This window comes from Burkholderia sp. AU33423, from assembly GCF_002223135.1.
Classification (GTDB): Bacteria; Pseudomonadota; Gammaproteobacteria; order Burkholderiales; family Burkholderiaceae; genus Burkholderia; species Burkholderia lata_D.
This window is the reverse complement of record NZ_NKFH01000002.1, coordinates 158,163-179,419: the sequence shown is the minus strand read 5'-3', so window position 1 is coordinate 179,419 and position 21,257 is coordinate 158,163. Positions and strand designations below refer to the sequence as shown.

At 69.0% G+C, this 21,257-nt stretch carries 20 protein-coding genes, 1 tRNA gene and 2 riboswitches; of the genes, 16 read left to right on the top strand and 5 right to left on the bottom strand.

Annotated features, from left to right (window positions below; translation table 11 throughout):
- Positions 1–5: 5 nt before the first annotated feature.
- Together CFB50_RS00860 and CFB50_RS00855 are read left to right on the top strand one after the other, a co-directional pair.
- Positions 6–437 (top strand): phage tail protein, encoded by a 432-nt coding sequence (locus CFB50_RS00860; protein WP_069246823.1) that lies wholly within the window; start codon positions 6–8, stop codon positions 435–437.
- Positions 434–1,504: a phage late control D family protein gene (locus tag CFB50_RS00855; RefSeq protein ID WP_069246822.1), complete on the top strand. Its 1,071-nt coding sequence runs from the start codon at positions 434–436 to the stop codon at positions 1,502–1,504. The genes CFB50_RS00860 and CFB50_RS00855 overlap by 4 nt, the downstream gene beginning before the upstream one ends.
- Before the next feature lie 159 nt (positions 1,505–1,663).
- Here CFB50_RS00855 and CFB50_RS00850 read toward each other — a convergent pair whose 3' ends face one another.
- Both CFB50_RS00850 and CFB50_RS00845 read right to left on the bottom strand, forming a co-directional pair.
- On the bottom strand, positions 1,664–1,960 hold the full coding sequence (locus CFB50_RS00850; RefSeq protein WP_069246821.1) for a hypothetical protein: 297 nt from the start codon (positions 1,958–1,960) through the stop codon (positions 1,664–1,666).
- Between the two features lie 312 nt (positions 1,961–2,272).
- On the bottom strand, positions 2,273–2,692 hold the full coding sequence (locus tag CFB50_RS00845; protein ID WP_069249199.1) for an XRE family transcriptional regulator: 420 nt from the start codon (positions 2,690–2,692) through the stop codon (positions 2,273–2,275).
- Between the two features lie 162 nt (positions 2,693–2,854).
- On the opposite strand from CFB50_RS00845, the gene CFB50_RS00840 reads away from it, so the two are divergent.
- The 4 genes from CFB50_RS00840 (at position 2,855) to CFB50_RS00825 (ending at position 6,755) form a co-directional block, all read left to right on the top strand.
- Positions 2,855–3,070, top strand: a complete 216-nt coding sequence (locus CFB50_RS00840) for a hypothetical protein (RefSeq protein WP_089444745.1) — start codon at positions 2,855–2,857, stop codon at positions 3,068–3,070.
- Between the two features lie 180 nt (positions 3,071–3,250).
- A complete protein-coding gene (locus tag CFB50_RS00835) occupies positions 3,251–3,499 on the top strand; it encodes an ogr/Delta-like zinc finger family protein (protein ID WP_048251455.1) in 249 nt (82 codons plus the stop codon).
- A 189-nt stretch (positions 3,500–3,688) separates the two neighbouring features.
- Positions 3,689–3,955, top strand: coding sequence for a hypothetical protein (locus tag CFB50_RS00830; RefSeq protein ID WP_069246819.1), 267 nt, complete (start codon positions 3,689–3,691; stop codon positions 3,953–3,955).
- A gap of 7 nt (positions 3,956–3,962) precedes the next feature.
- A complete protein-coding gene (locus tag CFB50_RS00825) occupies positions 3,963–6,755 on the top strand; it encodes a toprim domain-containing protein (RefSeq protein ID WP_069246818.1) in 2,793 nt (930 codons plus the stop codon).
- 419 nt (positions 6,756–7,174) lie between these two features.
- Here CFB50_RS00825 and CFB50_RS39790 read toward each other — a convergent pair whose 3' ends face one another.
- A complete protein-coding gene (locus tag CFB50_RS39790) occupies positions 7,175–7,435 on the bottom strand; it encodes a hypothetical protein (protein WP_069246817.1) in 261 nt (86 codons plus the stop codon).
- Between CFB50_RS39790 and CFB50_RS39850 the strand changes: the two genes are divergently transcribed.
- The gene (locus CFB50_RS39850) at positions 7,331–7,582 is read left to right on the top strand and encodes a DNA-binding protein (RefSeq protein WP_231937762.1); all 252 of its coding nucleotides are present in this window, start codon (positions 7,331–7,333) and stop codon (positions 7,580–7,582) included. The two genes, CFB50_RS39790 and CFB50_RS39850, sit on opposite strands and share 105 nt — an antisense overlap.
- Positions 7,495–8,571: a tyrosine-type recombinase/integrase gene (locus CFB50_RS00810; RefSeq protein WP_231937761.1), complete on the top strand. Its 1,077-nt coding sequence runs from the start codon at positions 7,495–7,497 to the stop codon at positions 8,569–8,571. The genes CFB50_RS39850 and CFB50_RS00810 overlap by 88 nt, the downstream gene beginning before the upstream one ends.
- A gap of 15 nt (positions 8,572–8,586) precedes the next feature.
- On the opposite strand, the gene CFB50_RS00805 is transcribed toward CFB50_RS00810, so the two are convergent.
- Positions 8,587–8,662 (bottom strand) — tRNA-Arg (locus CFB50_RS00805).
- 251 nt (positions 8,663–8,913) lie between these two features.
- Between CFB50_RS00805 and CFB50_RS00800 the strand changes: the two genes are divergently transcribed.
- Entirely contained in the window at positions 8,914–9,804 is an 891-nt protein-coding gene (locus CFB50_RS00800; protein WP_069246815.1) for a c-type cytochrome, read from the top strand.
- Positions 9,805–9,921: 117 nt separating this feature from the next.
- On the opposite strand, the gene CFB50_RS00795 is transcribed toward CFB50_RS00800, so the two are convergent.
- Complete coding sequence (locus CFB50_RS00795) at positions 9,922–12,009, bottom strand: UvrD-helicase domain-containing protein (protein ID WP_069246814.1); 2,088 nt, start codon at positions 12,007–12,009, stop codon at positions 9,922–9,924.
- A gap of 286 nt (positions 12,010–12,295) precedes the next feature.
- Here CFB50_RS00795 and CFB50_RS00790 point away from each other — a divergent pair, with 286 nt between their 5' ends.
- The 7 genes from CFB50_RS00790 (at position 12,296) to CFB50_RS00760 (ending at position 21,257) form a co-directional block, all read left to right on the top strand.
- On the top strand, positions 12,296–13,003 hold the full coding sequence (locus CFB50_RS00790) for an SGNH/GDSL hydrolase family protein (RefSeq protein WP_069246813.1): 708 nt from the start codon (positions 12,296–12,298) through the stop codon (positions 13,001–13,003).
- A gap of 234 nt (positions 13,004–13,237) precedes the next feature.
- Positions 13,238–14,296, top strand: a complete 1,059-nt coding sequence (locus CFB50_RS00785; RefSeq protein ID WP_069246812.1) for an oxidoreductase — start codon at positions 13,238–13,240, stop codon at positions 14,294–14,296.
- Positions 14,297–14,453: 157 nt separating this feature from the next.
- Positions 14,454–14,816, top strand: a complete 363-nt coding sequence (locus CFB50_RS00780) for a hypothetical protein (protein ID WP_069249198.1) — start codon at positions 14,454–14,456, stop codon at positions 14,814–14,816.
- 112 nt (positions 14,817–14,928) lie between these two features.
- A riboswitch (glycine riboswitch) is annotated at positions 14,929–15,029 on the top strand.
- Positions 15,030–15,063: 34 nt separating this feature from the next.
- Positions 15,064–15,197: riboswitch (glycine riboswitch) on the top strand.
- Between the two features lie 84 nt (positions 15,198–15,281).
- Positions 15,282–16,400, top strand: coding sequence for a glycine cleavage system aminomethyltransferase GcvT (gene gcvT, locus CFB50_RS00775; protein WP_069246811.1), 1,119 nt, complete (start codon positions 15,282–15,284; stop codon positions 16,398–16,400).
- A 117-nt stretch (positions 16,401–16,517) separates the two neighbouring features.
- Positions 16,518–16,898, top strand: a complete 381-nt coding sequence (gene gcvH / locus CFB50_RS00770) for a glycine cleavage system protein GcvH (RefSeq protein ID WP_069246810.1) — start codon at positions 16,518–16,520, stop codon at positions 16,896–16,898.
- Between the two features lie 144 nt (positions 16,899–17,042).
- Positions 17,043–19,970, top strand: a complete 2,928-nt coding sequence (gene gcvP / locus CFB50_RS00765; protein WP_069246809.1) for an aminomethyl-transferring glycine dehydrogenase — start codon at positions 17,043–17,045, stop codon at positions 19,968–19,970.
- Between the two features lie 150 nt (positions 19,971–20,120).
- Positions 20,121–21,257 carry an alginate lyase family protein gene (locus CFB50_RS00760; RefSeq protein ID WP_071335544.1) on the top strand — a complete coding sequence of 379 codons (1,137 nt, stop codon included), beginning with the start codon at positions 20,121–20,123 and terminating at the stop codon, positions 21,255–21,257.

Here is a 21,257-nt window from a genome sequence, read left to right as displayed (position 1 = left end):
CGCCCATGATGATGTCGCTCGACCAGTTCGTTTTCAGCCTGGCAACCACGCCGTACCAGGAGCTCCAGCGCCAACGCAACTGGAAGCACCGCACCAGCTCGCGCATCGGCGTGCGCGATGCGAGCCAGTTCACCGGCGCCGGCGACGACACGATCACCCTGTCCGGCATCGTCGCCCCCGACAACGGCATCGGCGAGATCGCGTCGATCGAGGCACTCGCCCGGATGGGCGACGCCGGCGACGCCTACGTGCTCGTCGACGGGAACGGCAACGTGTACGGCGCGTACGTGATCGACAGCCTCAACGAGACGGCCACGTATCACACGAAGGAAGGCATCGCCCGCAAGATCGCGTTCACGCTGACGCTCAAGCGCGTGGACGACGGCGTGCTAGCCGAGCCGCAGCAGGACGACGAAAGCGGAGCGGACGAGCAATGAGCACGCTGGAACGCAAGCCGGGCGATGCGCAGGCCCGCGCGGGTCGCGTGCAGCCGCAGGCCGACTATCGGATCACGCTCGACGGCCGCGACCTGTCGCGCCTGATCGCGCCCAACCTCATCAGCCTGTCGCTGTCGGAATCGCGTGCGGACGAGGCCGACATGCTCGACCTGGTGCTCGACGACGCGCGCGGCACGTTCGCGATTCCGAAGCGCGGCGCGAGCATCAAGCTGTCGATCGGCTGGGTCGGCGAGCCGCTCGTCGACAAGGGCGCGTTCACGGTCGACGAAGTCGAGCACGGCGGCGCACCGGACGTCATCACGATCCGCGCGCGCTCGGCATCGATGACGAAGGGCATGCACGAGCGCCGCGAGAAAAGCTGGCACCGGCAGACGATCGGCGCGATCGTGCGCACCATCGCGACGCGCCACGGGCTCACGGCCGCCGTCGACGCCACGCTCGCCGCGACGCGGATCGACCATGTCGACCAGACGCAGGAATCCGACATGTCGTTCCTGACGCGCCTCGCCAGGCGCTACGACGCGGTGATGACCGTGAAGGACAAGCGCCTGCTGTTCACGCCGATCGGCAGCGGCAAGACCGTCAGCGGCAAGCCGCTCGACGTGCTGGCCATCACCCGCGCGAGCGGCGACCAGCATCGCTACCACATCGCGCAGCGCGACGATTACACGTCGGTGCGCGCGCACTATCACTCGAACGGCAGCGCGCGGCGGCTGTCGGTGGTCGTCGGCGACGCGAAAGGCAAGAACGTCAAGGTGCTGCCCGAGGATTACGCGACGGAAGCCGAGGCCCGGGCGGCCGCGCAGGCCGACTATGCGCGCACGCAGCGCGGCCAGTCGACGCTGAGCTACACGCTCGCGCTCGGCCGGCCCGAGCTGTTTCCCGAAATGCCCGTCACCGTGACGGGGTTCAAGCCGGAAATCGACGAGACGCCGTGGCTCGTGAAGAAGGCGACGCATACGATCGGCGACGGCGGGTTCACGACCGCGCTCGAGCTCGAGGTACGCGACGCGCCAAAGAAGTCGGGGCGAACCGGCAAGCGCTGACGGGTGAAGTAACGGCCAGGGCCGCGATCGCAGGCACGCGATCGCGGTGGCGAATTCAGGATCTCGGTGGGCGGGGCGAGGCAGTGCGCGGGATGCGCGGCTCGGGTTCGACGCAGCGGCCGGAGCGAATGCCGGCCGGCGGGGATGAGAGGTGGTGCTTCAGCTCGATTGCTGACGCCCGCCGAGCGTCATGCGCGTGTCCCGCGCGTCGCCGCATTGCTGCAACGTGGCACGCGCATTGCGCAAATTGGCCATCGCCTGCAGCGCGGCCTCGAGCACCTGCCCGACCGACTGCATCGCGCTGTCGATCGCGGCGTGTGCGTCGGCCCGTTCGTCGTCGGTCAGGTCCTGACGATATCGCGGCGGGCCCATCGTCAATCCGCGCGTGTCCGCGCGGTGGTCGGCGTGCGCCGACGCGCCGATCGTCCCGATGTCGTGCTTCCTGTTGGTGTCCATTTTCCGGTCTCCGCAAACTCAGTCATCCACCGGGGGCCGCCTGACACGACGGGTCGCCTCGGAACGCCCCGCCGCCAGCTCACCGGCTTTCAGAATGCTAAACCAATACTGTATGGATATACAGTGATTCGTCCGATTTTATCCGATGGCACGGCGCGGCGCGCTCGGCGCACCGCTGTGGAATCGGAAAACGGAAAGGGGGCAGGCCGCCCGCGCCACCGGACGCGCCGCCGCTCGAATCGTGCAGCCTGCGACCGCATGTAGCGCGCTGCCGGCATGCGCAGCGGCGCGTGCGTCGGGTCGCGCGGCCGCTTATTTCTTCGGTTGCTTCGCCGCGCGTTCGGACTTCAGCCGTTCGACCTCGGCCATCGCGCGTTCGACGTTTTCCGCCGTGCGCTGATCGAGTGCCGCACGGCGATTCTCCGGCAGGCGCTTCGCGCGCCGCGCCGGCGCCGCCTGCACCATCGCGCCCGTGCTGATGCAGCTGGCGAGAAACGCGTGCAGCGATGCCTTGCCGGCGTCGTTGAGCTGCCGGTACATCGCCAGCACGTCGGCTTCGTCCGCGTCGCGGCCGCCGGCCTCCGACGCCGGTTCGCCTGCGGCGGACCGTTCGCCGGTCAGCACGTAGCCGATATCGACACCGATCTCTCGAACGGCCAGCAGATAGGACGCGTCGGGAGAGCGCTCATCCGACTCGTACGCCGACTGCGAGCGCCTCGCGACTCCGCCCACGGTCGCAAACTCGTCCTGGCTGAGCCCGATCCGCAAGCGCTCGTCCCGCAAGCGACTCCCGATTTGTGTCATAAATTACCCATTAACAATTGACGCGCTGTTTTTTGCTCATTACACTGGCCTTACCGTAACGCAAGACTATCTCGACAAAGTATACCGACCATGACTACTCCCAAAGGCCCGCACCGTTCGCCGCGCGGCACGATGTCGGACAAACCCGTCTATGTGGGGCTGACGCCGGTCGAGCGCGGTGAGCTCGAGCAACTCGCGGCGCAGCGCAACCGCTCGATCTCGAGCATGGCGCGCGAACTGATCCGCATCGGCGCGAGCCACCTGCGCGCGATCGCGACACCGCGCTCGCGCACCGCCGGCCGTTGAACCGGGCGCCCTCATGTTCCGCACCGTCGAACGCGCCCGACCGTCCGTGCCCGCAGCGTCGATTGTGAGCCGCGCGCACGCCCGCACCAATCCGCCGATCGGCCAGCGATGCAGCCGGATCGCCCGCGCAGCCCGCTGCCCGTCCGGCCCTGCGCAGACTCTCGCCCGGAGCACGCCCCCATGCGAATCCTGAACCGTTGCCCGCACTGCCGCACCCGCGCCACCGCGCGCAGCAGCCGCGAAATGTCGCTGACGTTCCGCGAAATCACGTTCCAGTGCGCGAATCCGGAGTGCGGCCACACGTACGTCGTCAACATGGAATTCGCCCGCACGCTGTCGCCGTCCGCCGTCCCGAACCTCGCGTTGCAGCTGCCGCTCTCGCCGCACGTCCGCGAACGCCTGGCCGCGCAGCTCGAGCTGCCGGTCTGACGCCCTAACCCCTCGTTCCCGCGTTTCCCTCGCATCGTGCCTGAACGGCGCGAGGGATCGTCTTTGCCATTGAAAAGGACACCTCATGATCCCGATCCAAGCGGGCCGCGCCGTCCGATGCTCCGCCAGCCCGGCGATTGTCCGCCACCCTGCGCAATGCGTACGGGTCTATTACCAGGAGGCGCGCCCATGAACCGCTACGCCACCGAACCCGCGCCGCATGACGTCGCACTGCGCGCCGCGATCGCTGCAGCCGCCGACACGCTGAGCTTCGACGCCCCGCCGGACAGCCCCGAGCGGCAACGCACGCTCGGCCGCTTCGTGTCGGCGCTCGCCGATCGCCTCGCGCTCGGTTTCCCGCAATCCGCCGCCGCGCTGCGCGCGCTCGCCGGTTCCCCAGCCGCGATGGGCCATCCCGCACCGCCCGCACCACCGCAACCCGAACGGCAGCAATGACCCAGACATGGCCTCGATCGACGAACTGAAACGACACATCGACCTGCATGACCTCGCCGGCCGCCTCGGCCTGAAACGGGGCCGCGGCGGCGACCGCGCGCTCTATCACTCGCCGCAGCACGCGGACCGCAGCCCGTCGCTGTCGATCTATGCGAATCACCCGAAGTACGGCACCGGCTGGCGCGATCACAGCGCCGACGCCGGCGGCTCGTGCATCGACCTCGTGATCCACGCGCGCGGCGGCACGGTGGCCGACGCCGTCCGCTATCTCCACGACGCTTACGGTCTCCCGTCCGAGCGCCCGGCCCCCGCCGAGCGCCGCGAGAAATCCACCATCGAGTACATCGCCGACCGCTGCACGGCCGAGCGCGATCGCGTGCGCGACTATCTCGGCGGCCGCGGCATTTCCGCCGCGGCGCTCGACGCGGCGTTCGCGGCGCGCACGCTCGGCTTCAATACGTGGACGAGCCCGAAGATCGCTGCCGGCGACGTCGGCCACGGCGGCCCCGCCGCCGCGTTCGTGGTGCGCGCGCCGGGCGATGCGCGCGTCGTCGCGGTCGACATGCGCTACGTCGACCCCGCGCTCAACGGCGGCGTCAAGACGCAGACCCAGGGCGACAAGGCCGGCTACGGCTGGACCGCCGACGCACGCCGGCTCGACCGCGCGAAACGCGTGATCATCGTCGAAAGCGCGATCAACGCGCTGTCGATCGACACGTGCGCGCTGCCCGGCACGGCCGCGCTCGCGCTGCGCGGCCTCGCGAACGTCGAGCGCATCGACTTCACGTTCCTGCGCGGCAAGCAGGTCACGATCTGCCTGGACAACGACGAGCCGTTCGCGGAAGGCCACCCGCGCGCCGGGCAACGCCCCGGCCCCGAGGCCGCGTGGGCACTCCATGAACGGCTGACCGCGCTCGACATCAGCGCCGTGCTGGTCGACCAGTCGGACTGGCTGGCGGATCTGGCGGACGGCGACGCCGCGCGCACGCCGATCAACGACGTGAACGACTACCTGCAGCTGCGCGGCCCGGCCGACCTGGCGCGCGCGCTCGACCAGCTCGAGCCGTGGCTCGTCGCCGGCCTGCCCGGCGACGCATCGCGCCGCGGCCGGCCGCGCATCTTCCTGCCGGCGCACGATTTCGCGCAGTACTGGCGGTTTCGCGTGCGGCCCGACTTCACGAGCTACATCACCAAGATGGATCGCAACGAGGAATCCGGCGTCGACACGCCCGTGATGACCGACCTGTGCGGCTTCCGCATCGCCGGCATCAGCCGCGTGGCCGTCGCGAGCGCGACGTCGACGATGACGGGTGACGCCGACCAGGCGCCCACCGTCTACTTCGCCGTGTCGGTGCAGGCGCCGCGGCACGGTGCGCAACTGATCCGCCGCGTGATGCTCGACGATCAGCTGCACAACGTCGACCAGTGGAGCAAGTTCGGCCCGATCTGGGCGCCGGCGCCGTTCAAGCGGATGGTGAACATCCTCGAGCGCGGCGCCGACCTCGGCGCGCGCCGCGCCGCGAACTTCGTCGGGCTCGCGTGGCGCGACGGGCGGCTGATCGTCAACGAAGGCCCCGACTGCTACTTCACCGAAGCGGACAAGCAGTGCCCGTATCACAACCTCACGTTCCCGGGCGGCCCGGTGAGCGACGCGCGCCGCGTGATCGCCGCCTACCAGACGACGTTCCGCCAGAACGCCGCGACGATCCCGCTCGTGTGGGCGCTCGGCGGCCACCTGAAGGCGCTGCTCGGCTTCTGGCCGCATCTCACGATCCAGGCGAACAAGGGCGCGGGCAAGTCGACGCTCATCAAGCGGCTCGAACGCTCGCTCGCGTTCACGATGTTCTCGGGGCAATCGCTGCAGACCGAATTCCGCTTGCTGACCAGCATCAGTCACACGAGCCACCCGGTCGGCTGGGAAGAACTGTCGGCACGGCGGCAGGACGTGATCGACAAGGCGGTCGGGCTGCTGCAGGAGAACTACCAGTACACGGTGACGCGGCGCGGCACCGACATGACCGAATACCTGCTGTGCGCGCCGGTGATGCTCGCCGGCGAGGACGTGCCGGTGCGCAGCCTGCTCGGCAAGCTCGTGCGCACGACGCTGACCGGCAAGCGCGGGCCGCTGCTGCCCGACGACCTGCCGCGCTTCCCCGTCCGGCAATGGCTCGAGTTCCTGACCGGCCTCGACCGGCGCACCGCGCTCGACCAGTACGCGACGCTGCGCGACAAGGCGCTCGCCGGCTGCCGCGCGAGCGGCGAGGACGACGGCGCGCGGCGCATGGCCGGCAACTACGCGGCGATCGGCCTCGCGTGGCGCTACCTGTGCGAATTCGCCGGCATGGACCCGAGCGAAGGCGAGTTCCCGCGCGACCTGATCGCCGAGATGAACGGCCACGTCGCCGAAACCAGCGCCGACCGCGAGCCGTGGGTCTGGATCATGGAAACGGTGCTGTCGGAAATCGACGGCGGCAACTACAAGCATCCGTACACGTTCGACACCGTCGACGGCGAATTCTGCCTGCTGCTGCGCACCGGGCACGTGATGGATCACCTCGCGCACACGAGCGCGCTGCGCGACAAGTGGAACGGCCTGCCGGTGAAGTCCGATCGCGTGTTCAAGGCGCAGCTCAAGCACGCCGGCGTCGTGGTCGGCGAGAAGGAGGTCGAGCGCCGCATCTACATGCGCCGCGTACCGTACCTGACGCCGGTGTCGCTCGAGCGCCTGGCCGCATTCGGCCTGCACGTGTCGGTGCGCGAGGACCTGGCGACCGATGCGCTGCAGGGAGGCCGCGCATGAGACGCGCCCTGTCCGGTCCGTCATCGTGCGGCGGCGCCCGTCGGGAGCCGGCGGGCAGCGCACGCGAGTCGTGGTTATCGCGGCTGCCGGCACGCAAGTCCTTGATTCCTGAAGAAACTGCCGCCTTGCGTCGCGCCGGGTTCGCCACGTGTCATGCCGCTTTTGCCATGAGTCCGGCTGGCGCGCCGGCGGCAGCCCCTTCTTCTTTCTCTCTCTTCAACTCATTGAAGAAAAAGAAGAAAGAGACCCGGGAAGCCGCTGCGACGCGCCGCCATCGCGCACCACGAGTCGGGGCCGCATTGCCATCGGTCGCAGGCGATGCAGCGATTTCGCGCCACGGGTTCCGCGCGGCCGCCACGCCTGAATGATGGCAACCGATGGCCAACAAAACGCTTGAACATCAACGTGTTATGCACTCTTCACACGCAAACCACCATTCCACGAGTTGCGCTGCGTGCCCGCCCGGCGCGCGGCCTGCCGACAGCGCGCATCCGGCCACCGTCGACCTGGCCGGCGCCGCGACGCTGCTCGGCGCCCATCCCGAAACGGTGCGCCTGAAGGCCCGGGCCGGCGCGCTGCCCGGCCGCAAGGTCGGCAAGCGCTGGATCTTCTCCGTCGCCGCCCTGCAGCGCTACCTCGCCGGCGAATGGCTCCCGCCAGTCGCCCATCTCGATCAGCAAGAGGAAACCCGCCCATGTCGCTCTACAAGCGCAAGACCAGCCCCAACTGGCAATACAAGCTGTACCCCCCTGGCGGCGGAACGCCGATACAGGGAAGCACTGGCACCCGCGACAAAGCGCAGGCCCAGGAATTCCACGACCGGCTGAAGGTCGACCTGTGGAACCAGGCGCGGCTCGGCACGAAGCCGCGCCATTCGTGGAACGACGCGGTCGTGCGCTACGTCGGCGAACGCGCGGGCCTCGCCAGCCTGGAAACGTCGAAGATTCACCTGCGCTGGCTCGACCGGCACCTGTCCGGCGTCGCGCTCGCCGACATCGACCGGAACCGCATCGACGCGATCGCACTCGCGAAGCGCCAGGAACCGCGCACGGTGCGCACCCGGCACGGCATCGTCGAGACCGACCGGGCCGTCAGCGACGGCACCGTGCGACGCGTGATCGGCGTGCTGAAGTCGGTGTTGAATGCGGCGGTCGAATGGGAATGGCTGGAGCGCGCGCCGGTCACGAAACGCGCGAAGATCGTCTCGAAACGCATCCGCTGGCTGACCCCGGCCGAAGCGGAGCGGCTGCTCGCCGAACTGCCCGCGCATCTCGCCGACATGGCGCGCTTCAGTCTCGAGACCGGCCTGCGCCGCGCCAACGTGACGGGGCTGCGGTGGTCGCAAGTCGACCTCGCGCGGCGCGTCGCGTGGATCCACCCGGACCAGGCGAAGGCGCGCAAGGCCATCACGGTGCCGCTTTCGGACACCGCGATCGCCGTGCTGCGCCGCCAGCGCGCGAACCCGCGGGCGCCGGCATGCGCGGACAGCGTGTTCACCTATCGCGGCAAGCCGGTCTACCAGACGGCCACGGCCGCCTGGGCCAAGGCGCTGCAGCGTGCCGGCCTGAGCGATTTCCGCTGGCACGACCTGCGCCACACGTGGGCGAGCTGGCACGTGCAGCGCGGCACGCCGCTGCAGGTACTCAAGGAGCTGGGCGGATGGGAGACGATGGAAATGGTGCAGCGGTACGCGCACCTGTCGGCCGACCACCTCGCGCAGTGGGTCACGCCGCTGACGGCCGAGCCCGAGCCCGTGACGGTGCCCGCTGCAATTCAGCTGCAACGAGACAATGCGACGAAGGGAGAAAACCGCTGAGAGCCTTGATAGGCTTGGCGCGCCCGGCTGGGATCGAACCAGCAACCCCTGCCTTCGGAGGGCAGTACTCTATCCATTGAGCTACGGGCGCCTGTGACAGTGAAGCGACCCCAATATACAGGCCACCCACGATTGGCAAGACGGCAAGGATACCCGGTTTCCCATGACGCGTCCACCTTGCCCGACGAATCCCCGCCGGGCCGGGCCGCGTGCGGGTAAACACGCGCCATCGCACCGCTCGCCGTGATGTAAACGTTCCGTCTATAATCGACCGGGCTTCATTGGACTGCCATTTGCCGTTGCACCGCGCTCACAATTCCTAATCACGGAGACGAGGCAAGCATGAGCGAAGCACCCCACGAATCTCCCGTCAAAACCCCCGGGCAACTGATTGCCGTCATCATCGCGTCGTTCGCGATTCCGATCATCCTGATCGTCCTGTTCGCCAATTATGCGAACCATGCGTTCCGTGCCGGCGCCGGCACGGACGCGCTATCCGACGAACAGGTCGCCGCACGTGTCGCCCCGCTCGCCAAGGTCGACGTGAAGGACGCTAACGCGCCCCGCACGTACAAGACCGGCGAGGAAGTCTACAAGGCCGTCTGCGTGACCTGCCACGGCACGGGCGCCGCCGGCGCGCCGAAGTTCGGCAACAAGGACGACTGGGCGCCGCGCATCTCGCAAGGCTTCGACACGCTGCTGAAGACGGCGCTGGCCGGCAAGGGCGCGATGCCGCCGCGCGGCGGCACGAGCCCCGACGACGTCAGCGACTATGAAATCGCCCGTGCGATCGTCTACATGGCGAACAACGACGGCGCGAACTTCCCCGAACCGGCCGCGCCGGCCGCCAACGCGGCGCAACCCGCCAGCGGCGCCGCAGCCGCGTCGGGCGCGGCGGACGCCGCCAGCGCGCAGGTCGCCGCGGCCCAGGCTGCGATCGCCGCGATCCCGAAGGCCGGCGAAGCGCCCGCGGCAGCAGCCGCCCCGGCCGGCGCCGACGCCGGCAAGGCGCTGTACACGTCGACCTGCCAGGCCTGCCACGCGGCGGGCGTGCTCGGCGCGCCGAAGTTCGGCAGCAAGGAAGACTGGGCGCCGCGCCTGAAGGACTCGATGGACACGGTCTACAACTACGCGTTGCACGGCAAGGGCGCGATGCCGCCGAAGGGCGGGTCGAACGCGTCGGACGCCGACGTGAAGGCCGCCGTCGACTACATGGTCAACGCGTCGAAGTAACCCCGCCCGGCCGTCAGTAAAAAACCCCCGCGACGCATACGCATCGCGGGGGTTTTGTTTTGTCGGCGGACCGCCGGATCGCCGGACCGCCGTGCGCGCGGCGGCGGCACCGCCAGGTCACTTCTGCAGCAACGCCTTCAGGCTCGCGAGCCGGTCCTTCGGCGACATCGGCGCCTCTTCCGGTGTGGGCGGCGGCGCATCGTCGAGCCCCATCTCCGGGATGAAGCGCGACGGTTCGCACACGACCGTCTCGCGCGCCCGCTTGCGTTTCTTGCACCAGTTCAGGTGCAGGCTGCGCTGCGCGCGCGTGATCGCGACGTACATCAGCCGGCGCTCCTCCTCGATCCGCTCGTTGTCGATCGGGCCGTCATCCTCGGAGCTGCCGCGGTGCGGCATGATGCCTTCCTCGACGCCGACCAGGAACACGTGCGGATACTCGAGCCCCTTCGACGCGTGGACGGTCGACAGCCGCACGGCGTCCGGATCTTCATCCTTGCCCTCGAGCATCGACATCAGCGCGACGGTCTGGATCAGGCCGAGCAGGTTCTTGCCCGTATCGGCCAGGCCGTCCGCGTTGTGGAAGCCTTCCGCCTCGCCGTCGACGGCCTCCTTCTCGGGCTTGGTGCCCTTGCGCTTCAGCCATTCGAGGAATTCGAGCACGTTCTGCCACTTCGACTGCGCCTGCCGTTCGTCGAACGCGTCGTACAGGTACGCCTCGTAGTGGATCGCCTCCATCATGTCGTCGAGCACAGCGGTGGCGGGATCCTTGTCCGCACGCTCGGTCAGGCGCTGGATGAAGTCGCAGAACATCCGCAGCGGCTCGACCTGGCGCGCGGACAGCCGCGCCTCGATCCCGCCCATGTACACGGCCTCGAACAGCGACACCTTCGCCTGGCCCGCGAACGAGCCGAGCGCTTCGAGCGTCGTGTTGCCGATCCCGCGGCGCGGCGTGGTGACCGCGCGGATGAACGCGGGATCGTCGTCGGCGTTCGCGATCAGCCGCAGGTACGCGCACAGATCCTTGATCTCGGCCTTGTCGAAGAACGACTGGCCGCCCGACAGCACGTACGGAATCCGCTCGCGGCGCAGCACCTGCTCGAAGATCCGCGCCTGGAAGTTGCCGCGATACAGGATCGCGTAGTCGCGGAACTGCGCGCGCCGCTCGAACTTGTGCGCGGACAGCCGGAACACGACCGATTCGGCTTCATGCTCCTCGTCGTTGCACGGCGTGACGGTGATCGAATCGCCCATCCCGTGCTCGGACCACAGCTTCTTCTCGAACAGTTTCGGGTTGTTCGCGATCACGTTGTTCGCGGCGGTCAGGATGCGCACCGTCGACCGGTAGTTCTGCTCGAGCTTGATCACGTGCAGCTTCGGGAAATCCTTGCCGAGCTGCGCGAGGTTCTCGAGCGTCGCGCCGCGCCAGCCGTAGATCGCCTGATCGTCGTCGCCCACCGCCGTGAACGCCGCGCGCGGGCCGGCGAGCTGCTTCAGCAGCTCGTACTGGCACGCGTTGGTGTCCTGGTATTCGTCGATCAGCAGGTAGCGCAGCTTGTTCTGCCAGCGGTCGCGCACGGGCTCGTTCTTCGCGAACAGCTCGGCGGGCAGGCGGATCAGATCGTCGAAGTCGACCGCCTGGTACGCATGCAGCGTCGCGACGTAGTTGCGGTAGACCAGCGCGGCCTGGTGCTCGTCCTCGTTGGCCGCGATCGTCATCGCCTCGTCGGGCATGATCAGGCCGTTCTTCCACAGCGAGATGGTGCTCTGGATCTTGCGGATCAGGCCCTTGTCGGTCGTGCCGATCTGCTCCTGGATCATCCCGAAGCAGTCGTCCGAATCCATGATCGAGAACTGCGGCTTCAGGCCGACGTGCTCGGCCTCCTGGCGCAGGATCTGCACGCCCAGCGAGTGGAACGTGCAGACGGTGAGCTGGTTGACGGGCACCTTGCGGCCTTCCTTGCCGGGCGTGGTGAGCGTCTTGCCCTCGAGCAGCTTCGACACGCGCTCGCGCATTTCGGCGGCCGCCTTGTTCGTGAACGTGACGGCAGCGATGTGGCGCGGCTCGAAGCCTTTCGCTTCGATCAGGTGCGCGATCTTCTGCGTGATCACGCGGGTCTTGCCGCTGCCCGCGCCGGCGAGCACGAGACAGGGACCGTCGAGGTAGCGCACCGCTTCGTTCTGGGCGGGATTCAGGCCTGCGGACATGATGGCGGATGGTGTTGCGGTTGACGGCGGAACGCCGGGAGGATGCCGTGCGCGGCGGGCTGGCGAAGCAAGCGGACACGCGGGCAGGACGCGCATGTTAACACGTCGGCGGCGCGCTTTTCGGGAGCGCCGCCGGACGGGGCTGCGCGGGCCGACCGGCCGGCCGCCCCCTGTCCGTCCGGCCAATCCGGCCCCTTTCGCGCACCGATCGGCCACAATATGCCCACTCCGGCGCCGCCCCGCGCCGGCCCGTTTGCGTCACCTGAATCGCCACCGGATCGACATCATGGGATACCCGTTCGCCACCGCCGCCCTCGGCCCGCTGCTGTTCGCGCAGGGGCGCTACGTGCGCCGCGTCACGCCGCGGCTGCCCGAGGCCGCCGGCCCGCGCGACGGCGTGGCGGGCGACGGCCCGCCGCTGCGCGTGCTGGTAGTCGGAGATTCGGCCGCCGCGGGCGTCGGCGTCGCGACGCAGCGCGACGCGCTGTCCGGGCAACTGGCGAGCGCGCTCGCGGCCACCCATCGCGTGAGCTGGAAACTGCTCGCGCGCACCGGCCTGACCACGCGGGAGCTCGTCGACTGGCTCGCCGCCGAGCCGGCCGAGCCGTTCGACGTGGCCGTCACGTCGCTCGGCGTCAACGACGTGACGGGCGGCGTGCCGCCGGCCCGCTGGCAGGCGCAGCAGGCCGAGCTCGTCCGGTTGCTCGCCGCGCGCTTCCGGGTCGGGCACGCGATCCTGTCGGCGGTGCCGCCGATGGAGCGCTTTCCGGCGCTGCCGCAGCCGCTCGCGTGGTATCTCGGGCTGCGCGCGAAGCGGCTCAACACGGCGCTCGCCGGGTGGGCCGCCACGCAGCCGCACTGCACGTTCCTGCGCGTCGCGCTGCCGCTCGAGCGCCACCTGATGGCCACCGACGGCTTCCACCCCGGCGCGACCGCCTGCGCGGTGTGGGCCGAGCAGGTCGCCGCCGCCATGCGGCAGCGCGCAACCGTATGACGCCGGGCGGCGCCCCGGCGGCAGCCGTTCACCGCACGGGCAGACAGGCAACCCCGCCCGCACGGCACACGGAACCGCGCAAAATGCCGGCTTTCCTTGCGCAAGCGCCGCATCGCACCGCGCATTTCGCCCGGACGCGCCGATGCAAGCGGCGGCGCCATGCCAAAATAGCCGGTCGTCTTCGCGCCGTCTCGGCGCGCCATCCTTTAGTTTCCTTCGCAGCCAGGAATTGCCATGTCGTCATTGCTCAGGATTGGTTTGATGGGTTTCGGTTTCGCCGGCGCGACGTTCCACGCGCCCGTGATCGCCACGAGCGGCCGCACTGAAGTCGCCGCGATTGCGACGGGTCAGCCCGATCGCGCGCAGGCTGCGTATCCGGGCGCGCGCGTCGTCCCCGACCTCGACGCGCTGCTCGGCCTCGACGACATCGAGTGCGTGGTGATCGCCACGCCGAACGACACGCACTTCGCGCTCGCGCGCCAGGTGCTCGAAGCCGGCCGCCACGTGGTCGTCGACAAGCCCGTCACGCTCACCGCCGACGAGGCGCTCGCGCTCGCGCGGCTCGCGAATGCGCGCAGCCGGCTGTTCGCGCCGTTCCACAACCGCCGCTGGGACGGCGATTTCCTCACCGTGCGTCGCATCGTCGAATCGGGCGAGCTCGGCCGGCTGACCTTTTTCGAGTCGCACTTCGACCGCTTCCGCCCGACGCCACGCACGCGCTGGCGCGAGGAGCCGGCCCGCGGCGGCGGCCTGCTGCTCGACCTCGGCCCGCACCTGATCGATCAGGCGCTCGCGCTGTTCGGCCTGCCGGAAACGGTGAGCGCGACCGTCAAGACGCGCCGCGACAACGGCACGGCGCCCGATTTCGTGCACCTGCAGCTCGGCTATCCGGACAAGGACGTCGCGCTGCATGCGAGCGCGCTGTCGGCGATCGAACCCGCGCGCTTCACGCTGCACGGCACGCGCGGCAGCTACCAGAAGTTCGGGCTCGACACGCAGGAAGACCAGCTCAAGGCCGGCCTCACCGCCGACGACGTCGAATTCGGCGGCGGCAACCCGCCCGGCCTGCTGCGCGTGCTCGACGGCGAAGTCGACGTCGAGGTCGAGCGCCCGGTGCCGACGCTCGATGGCCAGTACGCGGAGTTCTACCGCGCGCTCGCCGCATCGATCCGCGACGGCGCGCCGTTCCCCGTCACCGCGCAGGACGCCGTCGACGTGATGACGATCATCGAGCTCGCCGCGCAGAGCGAGCACGACGGCCGCCGGCTGCCGTTCGTGCGCCGCACGATCTGACACCGCGCGGCGGCCGGTGGCATCCGGCCAGCGCCGGTGCAGGGGATCAACCGGAACATTCGGTTACAAATGCCGGGGGAACGAAAGTCAGCGGCAGACTGGTCTGATGCGTTTCTCGAAAAAGTCGATCCGACACCAATCCGTCAGGAGAATGTTGATGCAACGGTTGATTCGCGCAGCAGTGTGCTGCGTGCTGGTTTCCTCGCTTGCGGCCTGTATCGTGCAGCCGCAGCAGCCGGTCCGCCCGGCGCCCCCGCCGCGGCCGAATCCGCAGGTCGTCGCGAACGAGCGGATGCAGCAGATCCAGGGCCGGATCGACAACCTGCACCGCCGCATCGATGCACGCGTGAACGGCGGCTACTACCCGCCGCCGTACGGCGCGCAGCTTCATCATCGCCTCGACGTGATCCGCCAGGAATCGAACGACATGTCCGCGCAGCACAGCGGCGGCCTGTCCGGCGACGAGCAGCGCGTGCTGAACCAGGAACTCGACACGGCCGCGCGCGCGATCGGCGAGTAACGCACCGGCGCCCGCCGGAGCGGAAAAGCGGCGGCACCGGCTGCCGCCGCTTGTCGCGAAGCGACATTCTTTTGCTCAAATTGACAAGGCCCACCCGCTCGCGTACAGTCGCCCGCACGCGTCGGGAGAGCGTGTAACCGGGCTGTTTCAGCCGGTTGCGCCGCCGAAGGGGCACACCCGCAAACTCTCAGGCAAAAGGACCGACCGCGTCGGGGAATCCCGTCCGCGCATTGCGCGGGCCACACTCTCCCCGCACTCTGGAGAGCGGCAGTAGCCCGCAGCGCATCCGCTGCGCGGGCAAGCTGCCCACCGAAGGGGCGCGCGTTCGCCAGGCCTGGCCGGCAGCGCAATCTCTCAGGTATCGAGGACAGAGGGGCATGTACCGGATCGCTCGCAGGCCATCGGCCGCGGTGGTCGGCACATGGCCGTTCTGATCCGCGCGCAAGCGCCTTGCCTGAGGCCTCGATGACTGCACTGAATCACACCCCGCTCAACGCCGCGCACCGCGCGCTCAATGCCCGCATGGTCGACTTCGGCGGCTGGGACATGCCCGTCAACTACGGCTCGCAGATCGAAGAACATGAAGCCGTGCGCACCGACGCCGGCATGTTCGACGTGTCGCACATGTGCGTCGTCGATTTCACCGGCAGCCGCGTGCGCGCATTCTTCGAGCATGCGATCGCGAACAACGTCGGCAAGCTCAAGACGCCCGGCAAGGCCCTCTACTCGTGCCTGCTCAATCCGCAGGGCGGCGTCATCGACGACCTGATCGTCTACTACTTCACCGAAGAATTCTTCCGCGTCGTCGTCAACGCCGGCACGGCCGAGAAAGACATCGCGTGGTTCAACCAGCTGAACGAGCAAGGCGGCTTCGGCGTCACGATCGCGCCGCGCCGCGATTTCGCGATCATCGCCGTTCAGGGCCCGAACGCCCGCGAAAAGGCCTGGACGACGGTGCCCGCCGCGCGTGCCGCCACCAGCGAACTGAAGCCGTTCAACGCCGCGCAGGTCGCCGGCACGCCGTTCGGCGATCTCACCGTCGCGCGCACCGGCTACACCGGTGAAGACGGTTTCGAAGTGATCGTCCCGGCCGTGCACGTCGAAGCGCTGTGGAACGCGCTGCAGCAAAACGGCGTGCGCCCGTGCGGGCTCGGCGCGCGTGACACGCTGCGCCTCGAGGCCGGCATGAACCTGTACGGCCAGGACATGGACGACACCGTCTCGCCGCTCGACGCGGGCCTCGCGTGGACGGTCGATCTCTCCACGCCGCGCGACTTCGTCGGCCGCGCCGCACTGGAAGCCAACGGCACCCGCGCCGCGTTCGTCGGCCTGATCCTGCAGAAGGAAAACGGCAAGGCAGGCGGCGTGCTGCGCGCGCACCAGAAAGTCGTCACGCCGCACGGCGAAGGCGAGATCACGAGCGGCACGTTCTCGCCGTCGATGCAGGAATCGATCGCGTTCGCGCGTGTGCCGGCCGCCGTCCAGATCGGCGACCTGGTCCAGGTTCAAATTCGAGACAAGAATCTTCCCGCGCGCGTGGTAAAACTGCCGTTCGTGCGCAACGGCAAGGTCCTCGCTGCGTAACGGCCGGGAGGCCCGCCTCCCGGGAAGCCGGGAGATGGCGCCCGGCGCAACACCACACCCGGCGCGCCCCGGCGGCGCGCCAGCAAAACGAACACACCCTTTTATCAGGAGCATCCGATGAGCAACGTCCCGGCCGATCTGAAATATACCGACGAACACGAATGGATCCGCACCGAGGCGGACGGCACGCTGACGATCGGCATCACCGATCACGCGCAGAACACGCTTGGTGACATCGTGTTCCTCGAGTTGCCGAAAGTCGGCACGCAAGTGAAGGCAGGCGACGCGATCGGCGTCGTCGAATCGGTGAAAGCCGCGTCGGACATCTACTCGCCCGTGACCGGCGAAGTCGTCGCGATCAACACGGACGTGGCCGACAGCCCGGAAGACGTGAATGGCGATGCGTATGACGCATGGCTGTTCAAGATCAAGCTCGCGGCCGGCGCGTCGACCGACAACCTGCTCGACGCTGCCGCCTACAGCAAGCTGATCGACTAACCCTCCCTGAATCGCGCGGGACGGGTCAGCCACCCTGCCCCGCGCGGAACCCGGGCCGGCGTCAAGGCGCCGCTCCGGGTCGACCGCAAAGCATGGGGCCCGAGTCGGCGCTGAAGCGCCAGCCTGGGCCGACCAAGGAACGCCATGAAGCTCGAACACCCGGACCGCCTGATGAACCGCACGCCCCTCTCGCTCGCCGCGCTCGAAACGCACGACGCGTTCGCCGAACGCCACATCGGCCCCGACGCCGCCAGCCAGCAGGCCATGCTCGACACGCTCGGCTTCCCGTCGCGCGCCGCCCTGATCGACGCCGTGATCCCGGCCTCGATCCGCCGCGCCGAAACGCTGCCGCTCGGCCCGTTCGCGCAGCCGAAGAGCGAAGCCGAAGCCCTCGCCGCACTGCGTGCGCTCGCAGACAAGAACCAGGTGTTCCGCTCGTATATCGGTCAGGGTTACCACGACACGCACACGCCGGCCGTCATCCTGCGCAACGTGCTCGAAAACCCGGCGTGGTACACGGCCTACACGCCGTACCAGCCCGAAATTTCCCAGGGTCGCCTCGAGGCGCTCCTGAACTTCCAGCAGATGGTCGCCGACCTGACGGGCCTCGCGATCTCGAACGCGTCGCTGCTCGACGAAGCCACCGCCGCCGCCGAAGCGATGACGCTGCTGCAGCGCACCGGCAAGCCGACGTCGAACGTGTTCTACGTCGCCGACGACGTGCTGCCGCAAACGCTCGAAGTGATCCGCACGCGCGCGCTGCCGGTCGGCATCGAGGTCAAGACCGGCCCGGCCGCCGACGCCGCGCAAGCGAATGCATTCGGCGTGCTGCTGCAGTACCCGGGCGTGAACGGCGACGTGCGCGACTACCGCGCGCTCACCGAAGCGATCCACGCGGCCGGCGGCCACGTGGTCGTCGCGGCCGACCTGCTCGCGCTGACCGTGCTCACGCCGCCGGGCGACTGGGGCGCGGACGTCGCGATCGGCAACACGCAGCGCTTCGGCGTGCCGATGGGCTTCGGCGGCCCGCACGCCGCCTATCTCGCGGTGCGTGACGAATTCAAGCGCCAGATGCCGGGCCGCCTCGTCGGCGTGACGGTCGACGCGCAGGGCAAGCCCGCGCTGCGCCTCGCGCTGCAGACGCGCGAACAGCACATCCGCCGCGAGAAGGCCACGTCGAACGTGTGTACCGCGCAGGCGCTGCTCGCGATCATGGCCAGCATGTACGCGGTCTACCACGGCCCGCACGGCCTGAAGACGATCGCGCTGCGCGTGAACCGCATCGCGGCGCTGCTCGCCGCCGGCGTGAAGCAGCTCGGCTTCGCGACCGTCAACGACACGTTCTTCGACACGCTGACGATCGACACCGGTGCGCGCACCGCGCAGGTTCACGAATACGCGAAGGCGAAGCGCATCAACCTGCGCCGCGTGAGCGACACGCAAGTCGGCGTGTCGGTCGACGAAACGACGACGCGCGACGACCTCGCCGATCTCCTCGCCGTGTTCGCGCAAGCCGCGGGCGGCACCGCACCGGCCGTCGACGCGCTGGACGCGGGCCTCGCCGGCGTCCCCGCGCTGCCGGCCGGCCTCGAGCGCACGAGCGCGTACCTGACGCACCACGTGTTCAACCGCCACCATTCCGAAACCGAAATGCTGCGCTACCTGCGCAGCCTGTCGGACAAGGATCTCGCGCTCGACCGCTCGATGATCCCGCTCGGCTCGTGCACGATGAAGCTGAACGCGACGTCGGAAATGCTGCCCGTCACGTGGCCCGAATTCGGCGGCATCCACCCGTTCGCGCCGGCCGACCAGACCGTCGGCTACCGCGAGATGATCGACCAGCTCGAGCAGATGCTCGTCGCGGCCACCGGCTACGCGGCCGTGTCGCTGCAGCCGAACGCGGGCTCGCAGGGCGAGTACGCGGGCCTGCTGATCATCCACGCTTACCACGCGTCGCGCGGCGAAGCCCATCGCGACGTGTGCCTGATCCCGGCGTCCGCCCACGGCACGAACCCGGCATCGGCGCACATGGCCGGCATGAAGGTCGTGGTCGTTGCATGCGACGCGCAGGGCAACGTCGACATCGCCGATCTGAAGGCGAAGGCCGACGCGCACGCGAAGGACCTCGCGGCAATCATGATCACGTATCCGTCGACGCACGGCGTGTTCGAGCAGAACGTCCGCGAGATCTGCGAGATCGTCCATGCGCACGGCGGCCAGGTGTACGTCGACGGCGCGAACATGAACGCGATGGTCGGCCTGACCGCGCCGGGCCAGTTCGGCGGCGACGTGTCGCACCTGAACCTGCACAAGACCTTCTGCATCCCGCACGGCGGTGGCGGCCCGGGCGTCGGTCCGGTCGCGGTCGGCGCGCACCTCGCGAAGTTCCTGCCGAACCAGCGTTCGACCGGCTACACGCGTGAAGAAGACGGCATCGGTGCGGTATCGGCCGCGCCGTACGGCTCGGCGTCGATCCTGCCGATCTCGTGGATGTACATCGCGATGATGGGCGCGAAGAACCTGACCGCGGCGACGGAAACCGCGATCCTCAACGCGAACTACATCGCGAAGCGCCTCGCGCCGCACTACCCGGTGCTGTATTCGGGCCCGGGCGGGCTGGTCGCGCACGAATGCATTCTCGACCTGCGTCCGATCAAGGAATCGAGCGGCATCACCGTCGACGACGTCGCGAAGCGCCTGATGGACTACGGGTTCCACGCGCCGACGATGAGCTTCCCGGTCCCGGGCACGCTGATGGTCGAGCCGACCGAATCGGAATCGCAGGAAGAACTCGACCGCTTCATTGCCGCGATGATCGCGATCCGCGACGAAATCCGCGCAGTCGAGGAAGGCCGTGCCGACCGCGAGGACAACCCGCTGCGTCACGCACCGCACACGGCGGCCGTCGTCACCGCGAACGAATGGCCGCACGCGTACTCGCGCGAGCAGGCTGCGTACCCGGTCGCCTCGCTGGGCACGAACAAGTACTGGCCGCCGGTCGGCCGCGCGGACAACGTCTACGGCGACCGCAACCTGTTCTGCTCGTGCGTGCCGATGTCGGATTACGCGTAACGCGCGCCAGGCCAGGAGCCGCCCGATGGTGACCGCACCGCACGCAACCCGGGTTGCGTGCGGTTTTTTTGTTCGCCGCTCGAACCGGTTCACGTTCGTCCGCCAATCCGGCTAACATCACACGCGATCCAGCCAATGAAGGAGTTCCGCATGGTGCGTCCGATGTTTCCGGGCCATGGTGCAATGCAAGGGCGGCCGCGCGCGCGCCGTGTCGTGCCGATGCTCGTCGCGTCGCTGTCGTTTGCCGCCGCCGGCCTCGGCGCGTCCGGCAGCGCGCGCGCGGCGATGAATTTCTGCGCGGCGCCGGCACTGCAGGCGAGCGAGACGACACAGGCCGAGCCGGGCATCCAGGCGCTGATCCGCAGCGTCGACGCGCGCATCGGCGAGCAGCCGAAGGCGATGGCGCGCGTGCACACCGAGGGCACGCTGCCGCACGAAGGCATCTACGACCAGAGTGCCGCCGCGCTGAAGGATCTCGACCTGATGCGCGATGCCGCGCTCGCGTGGCGCGTGACGAACGCGCCGCGCTACCTGCAGCTCGTCGACCGCTTCCTGTCCGCGTGGGTCGCGACCTACCAGCCGAGCTTCAACCCGATCGACGAGACGCGTTTCGAAAGCCTGATCGTCGCGTACGACATGACCGCGAGCGCGCTGCCGGTGAAGACCCGCAACGCGACGGCCGCGTTCATCGCGAAGCTCGGCGCCGGCTACGTCGCGCAGATCGACGCGCAGAAGCGTCCGCTCACGGGCACCTGGCGCAACAACTGGCAGAGCCACCGGATCAAGCTGATCGCGCTGTCCGCGTTCACGCTCGGCGACCGCAAGATGATGAACGCCGCGCAGCGGCTGTTCGTCGAGCATCTCGCCGACAACATCGGCCCGGACGGCAAGACCTGGGACTTCGAGGAACGCGATGCGCTGCATTACGCGGTCTACGACCTGCAGCCGCTGGTGACGGCAGCGCTCGCCGCGCGCCGCTTCAACCGCAACTGGCTGCGCGAACGGGGCGCGAACGGCGCGACGCTCGCGGCCGCGCTTGACTGGCTCGTGCCGTACGCGCTCGGCGAAAAAACGCACGAGGAATTCGTGAATTCGCCGGTGCCGTTCGATGCGAAGCGCCGCGAGGCCGGTTTGCCCGGCTACACGGGGCAGTGGGACCCGAAAAACGCCACCGAACTCTTTCATCTGGCCGCGCGGCTCGACGGGCGCTATGCCCGCGTCGCGCAGCAGCTTTCCCCAACGCCGCCCGCATGGCTCGCCGCGTGCCTGCCGTTGCAGGCGCGCTAG

Bases quoted from the DNA above. Each gene is read 5' to 3' on its own strand.
- CFB50_RS00860 (WP_069246823.1), top strand. From the start codon at position 6: ATGATGATGTCGCTCGACCAGTTCGTTTTCAGCCTGGCAACCACGCCG.
- CFB50_RS00855 (WP_069246822.1), top strand. From the start codon at position 434: ATGAGCACGCTGGAACGCAAGCCGGGCGATGCGCAGGCCCGCGCGGGT.
- CFB50_RS00850 (WP_069246821.1), bottom strand. From the start codon at position 1,960: ATGGACACCAACAGGAAGCACGACATCGGGACGATCGGCGCGTCGGCG.
- CFB50_RS00840 (WP_089444745.1), top strand. From the start codon at position 2,855: ATGACTACTCCCAAAGGCCCGCACCGTTCGCCGCGCGGCACGATGTCG.
- CFB50_RS00835 (WP_048251455.1), top strand. From the start codon at position 3,251: ATGCGAATCCTGAACCGTTGCCCGCACTGCCGCACCCGCGCCACCGCG.
- CFB50_RS00830 (WP_069246819.1), top strand. From the start codon at position 3,689: ATGAACCGCTACGCCACCGAACCCGCGCCGCATGACGTCGCACTGCGC.
- CFB50_RS00825 (WP_069246818.1), top strand. From the start codon at position 3,963: ATGGCCTCGATCGACGAACTGAAACGACACATCGACCTGCATGACCTC.
- CFB50_RS00800 (WP_069246815.1), top strand. From the start codon at position 8,914: ATGAGCGAAGCACCCCACGAATCTCCCGTCAAAACCCCCGGGCAACTG.
- CFB50_RS00795 (WP_069246814.1), bottom strand. From the start codon at position 12,009: ATGTCCGCAGGCCTGAATCCCGCCCAGAACGAAGCGGTGCGCTACCTC.
- CFB50_RS00790 (WP_069246813.1), top strand. From the start codon at position 12,296: ATGGGATACCCGTTCGCCACCGCCGCCCTCGGCCCGCTGCTGTTCGCG.
- CFB50_RS00785 (WP_069246812.1), top strand. From the start codon at position 13,238: ATGTCGTCATTGCTCAGGATTGGTTTGATGGGTTTCGGTTTCGCCGGC.
- CFB50_RS00780 (WP_069249198.1), top strand. From the start codon at position 14,454: ATGCAACGGTTGATTCGCGCAGCAGTGTGCTGCGTGCTGGTTTCCTCG.
- gcvT (WP_069246811.1), top strand. From the start codon at position 15,282: ATGACTGCACTGAATCACACCCCGCTCAACGCCGCGCACCGCGCGCTC.
- gcvH (WP_069246810.1), top strand. From the start codon at position 16,518: ATGAGCAACGTCCCGGCCGATCTGAAATATACCGACGAACACGAATGG.
- gcvP (WP_069246809.1), top strand. From the start codon at position 17,043: ATGAAGCTCGAACACCCGGACCGCCTGATGAACCGCACGCCCCTCTCG.
- CFB50_RS00760 (WP_071335544.1), top strand. From the start codon at position 20,121: ATGGTGCGTCCGATGTTTCCGGGCCATGGTGCAATGCAAGGGCGGCCG.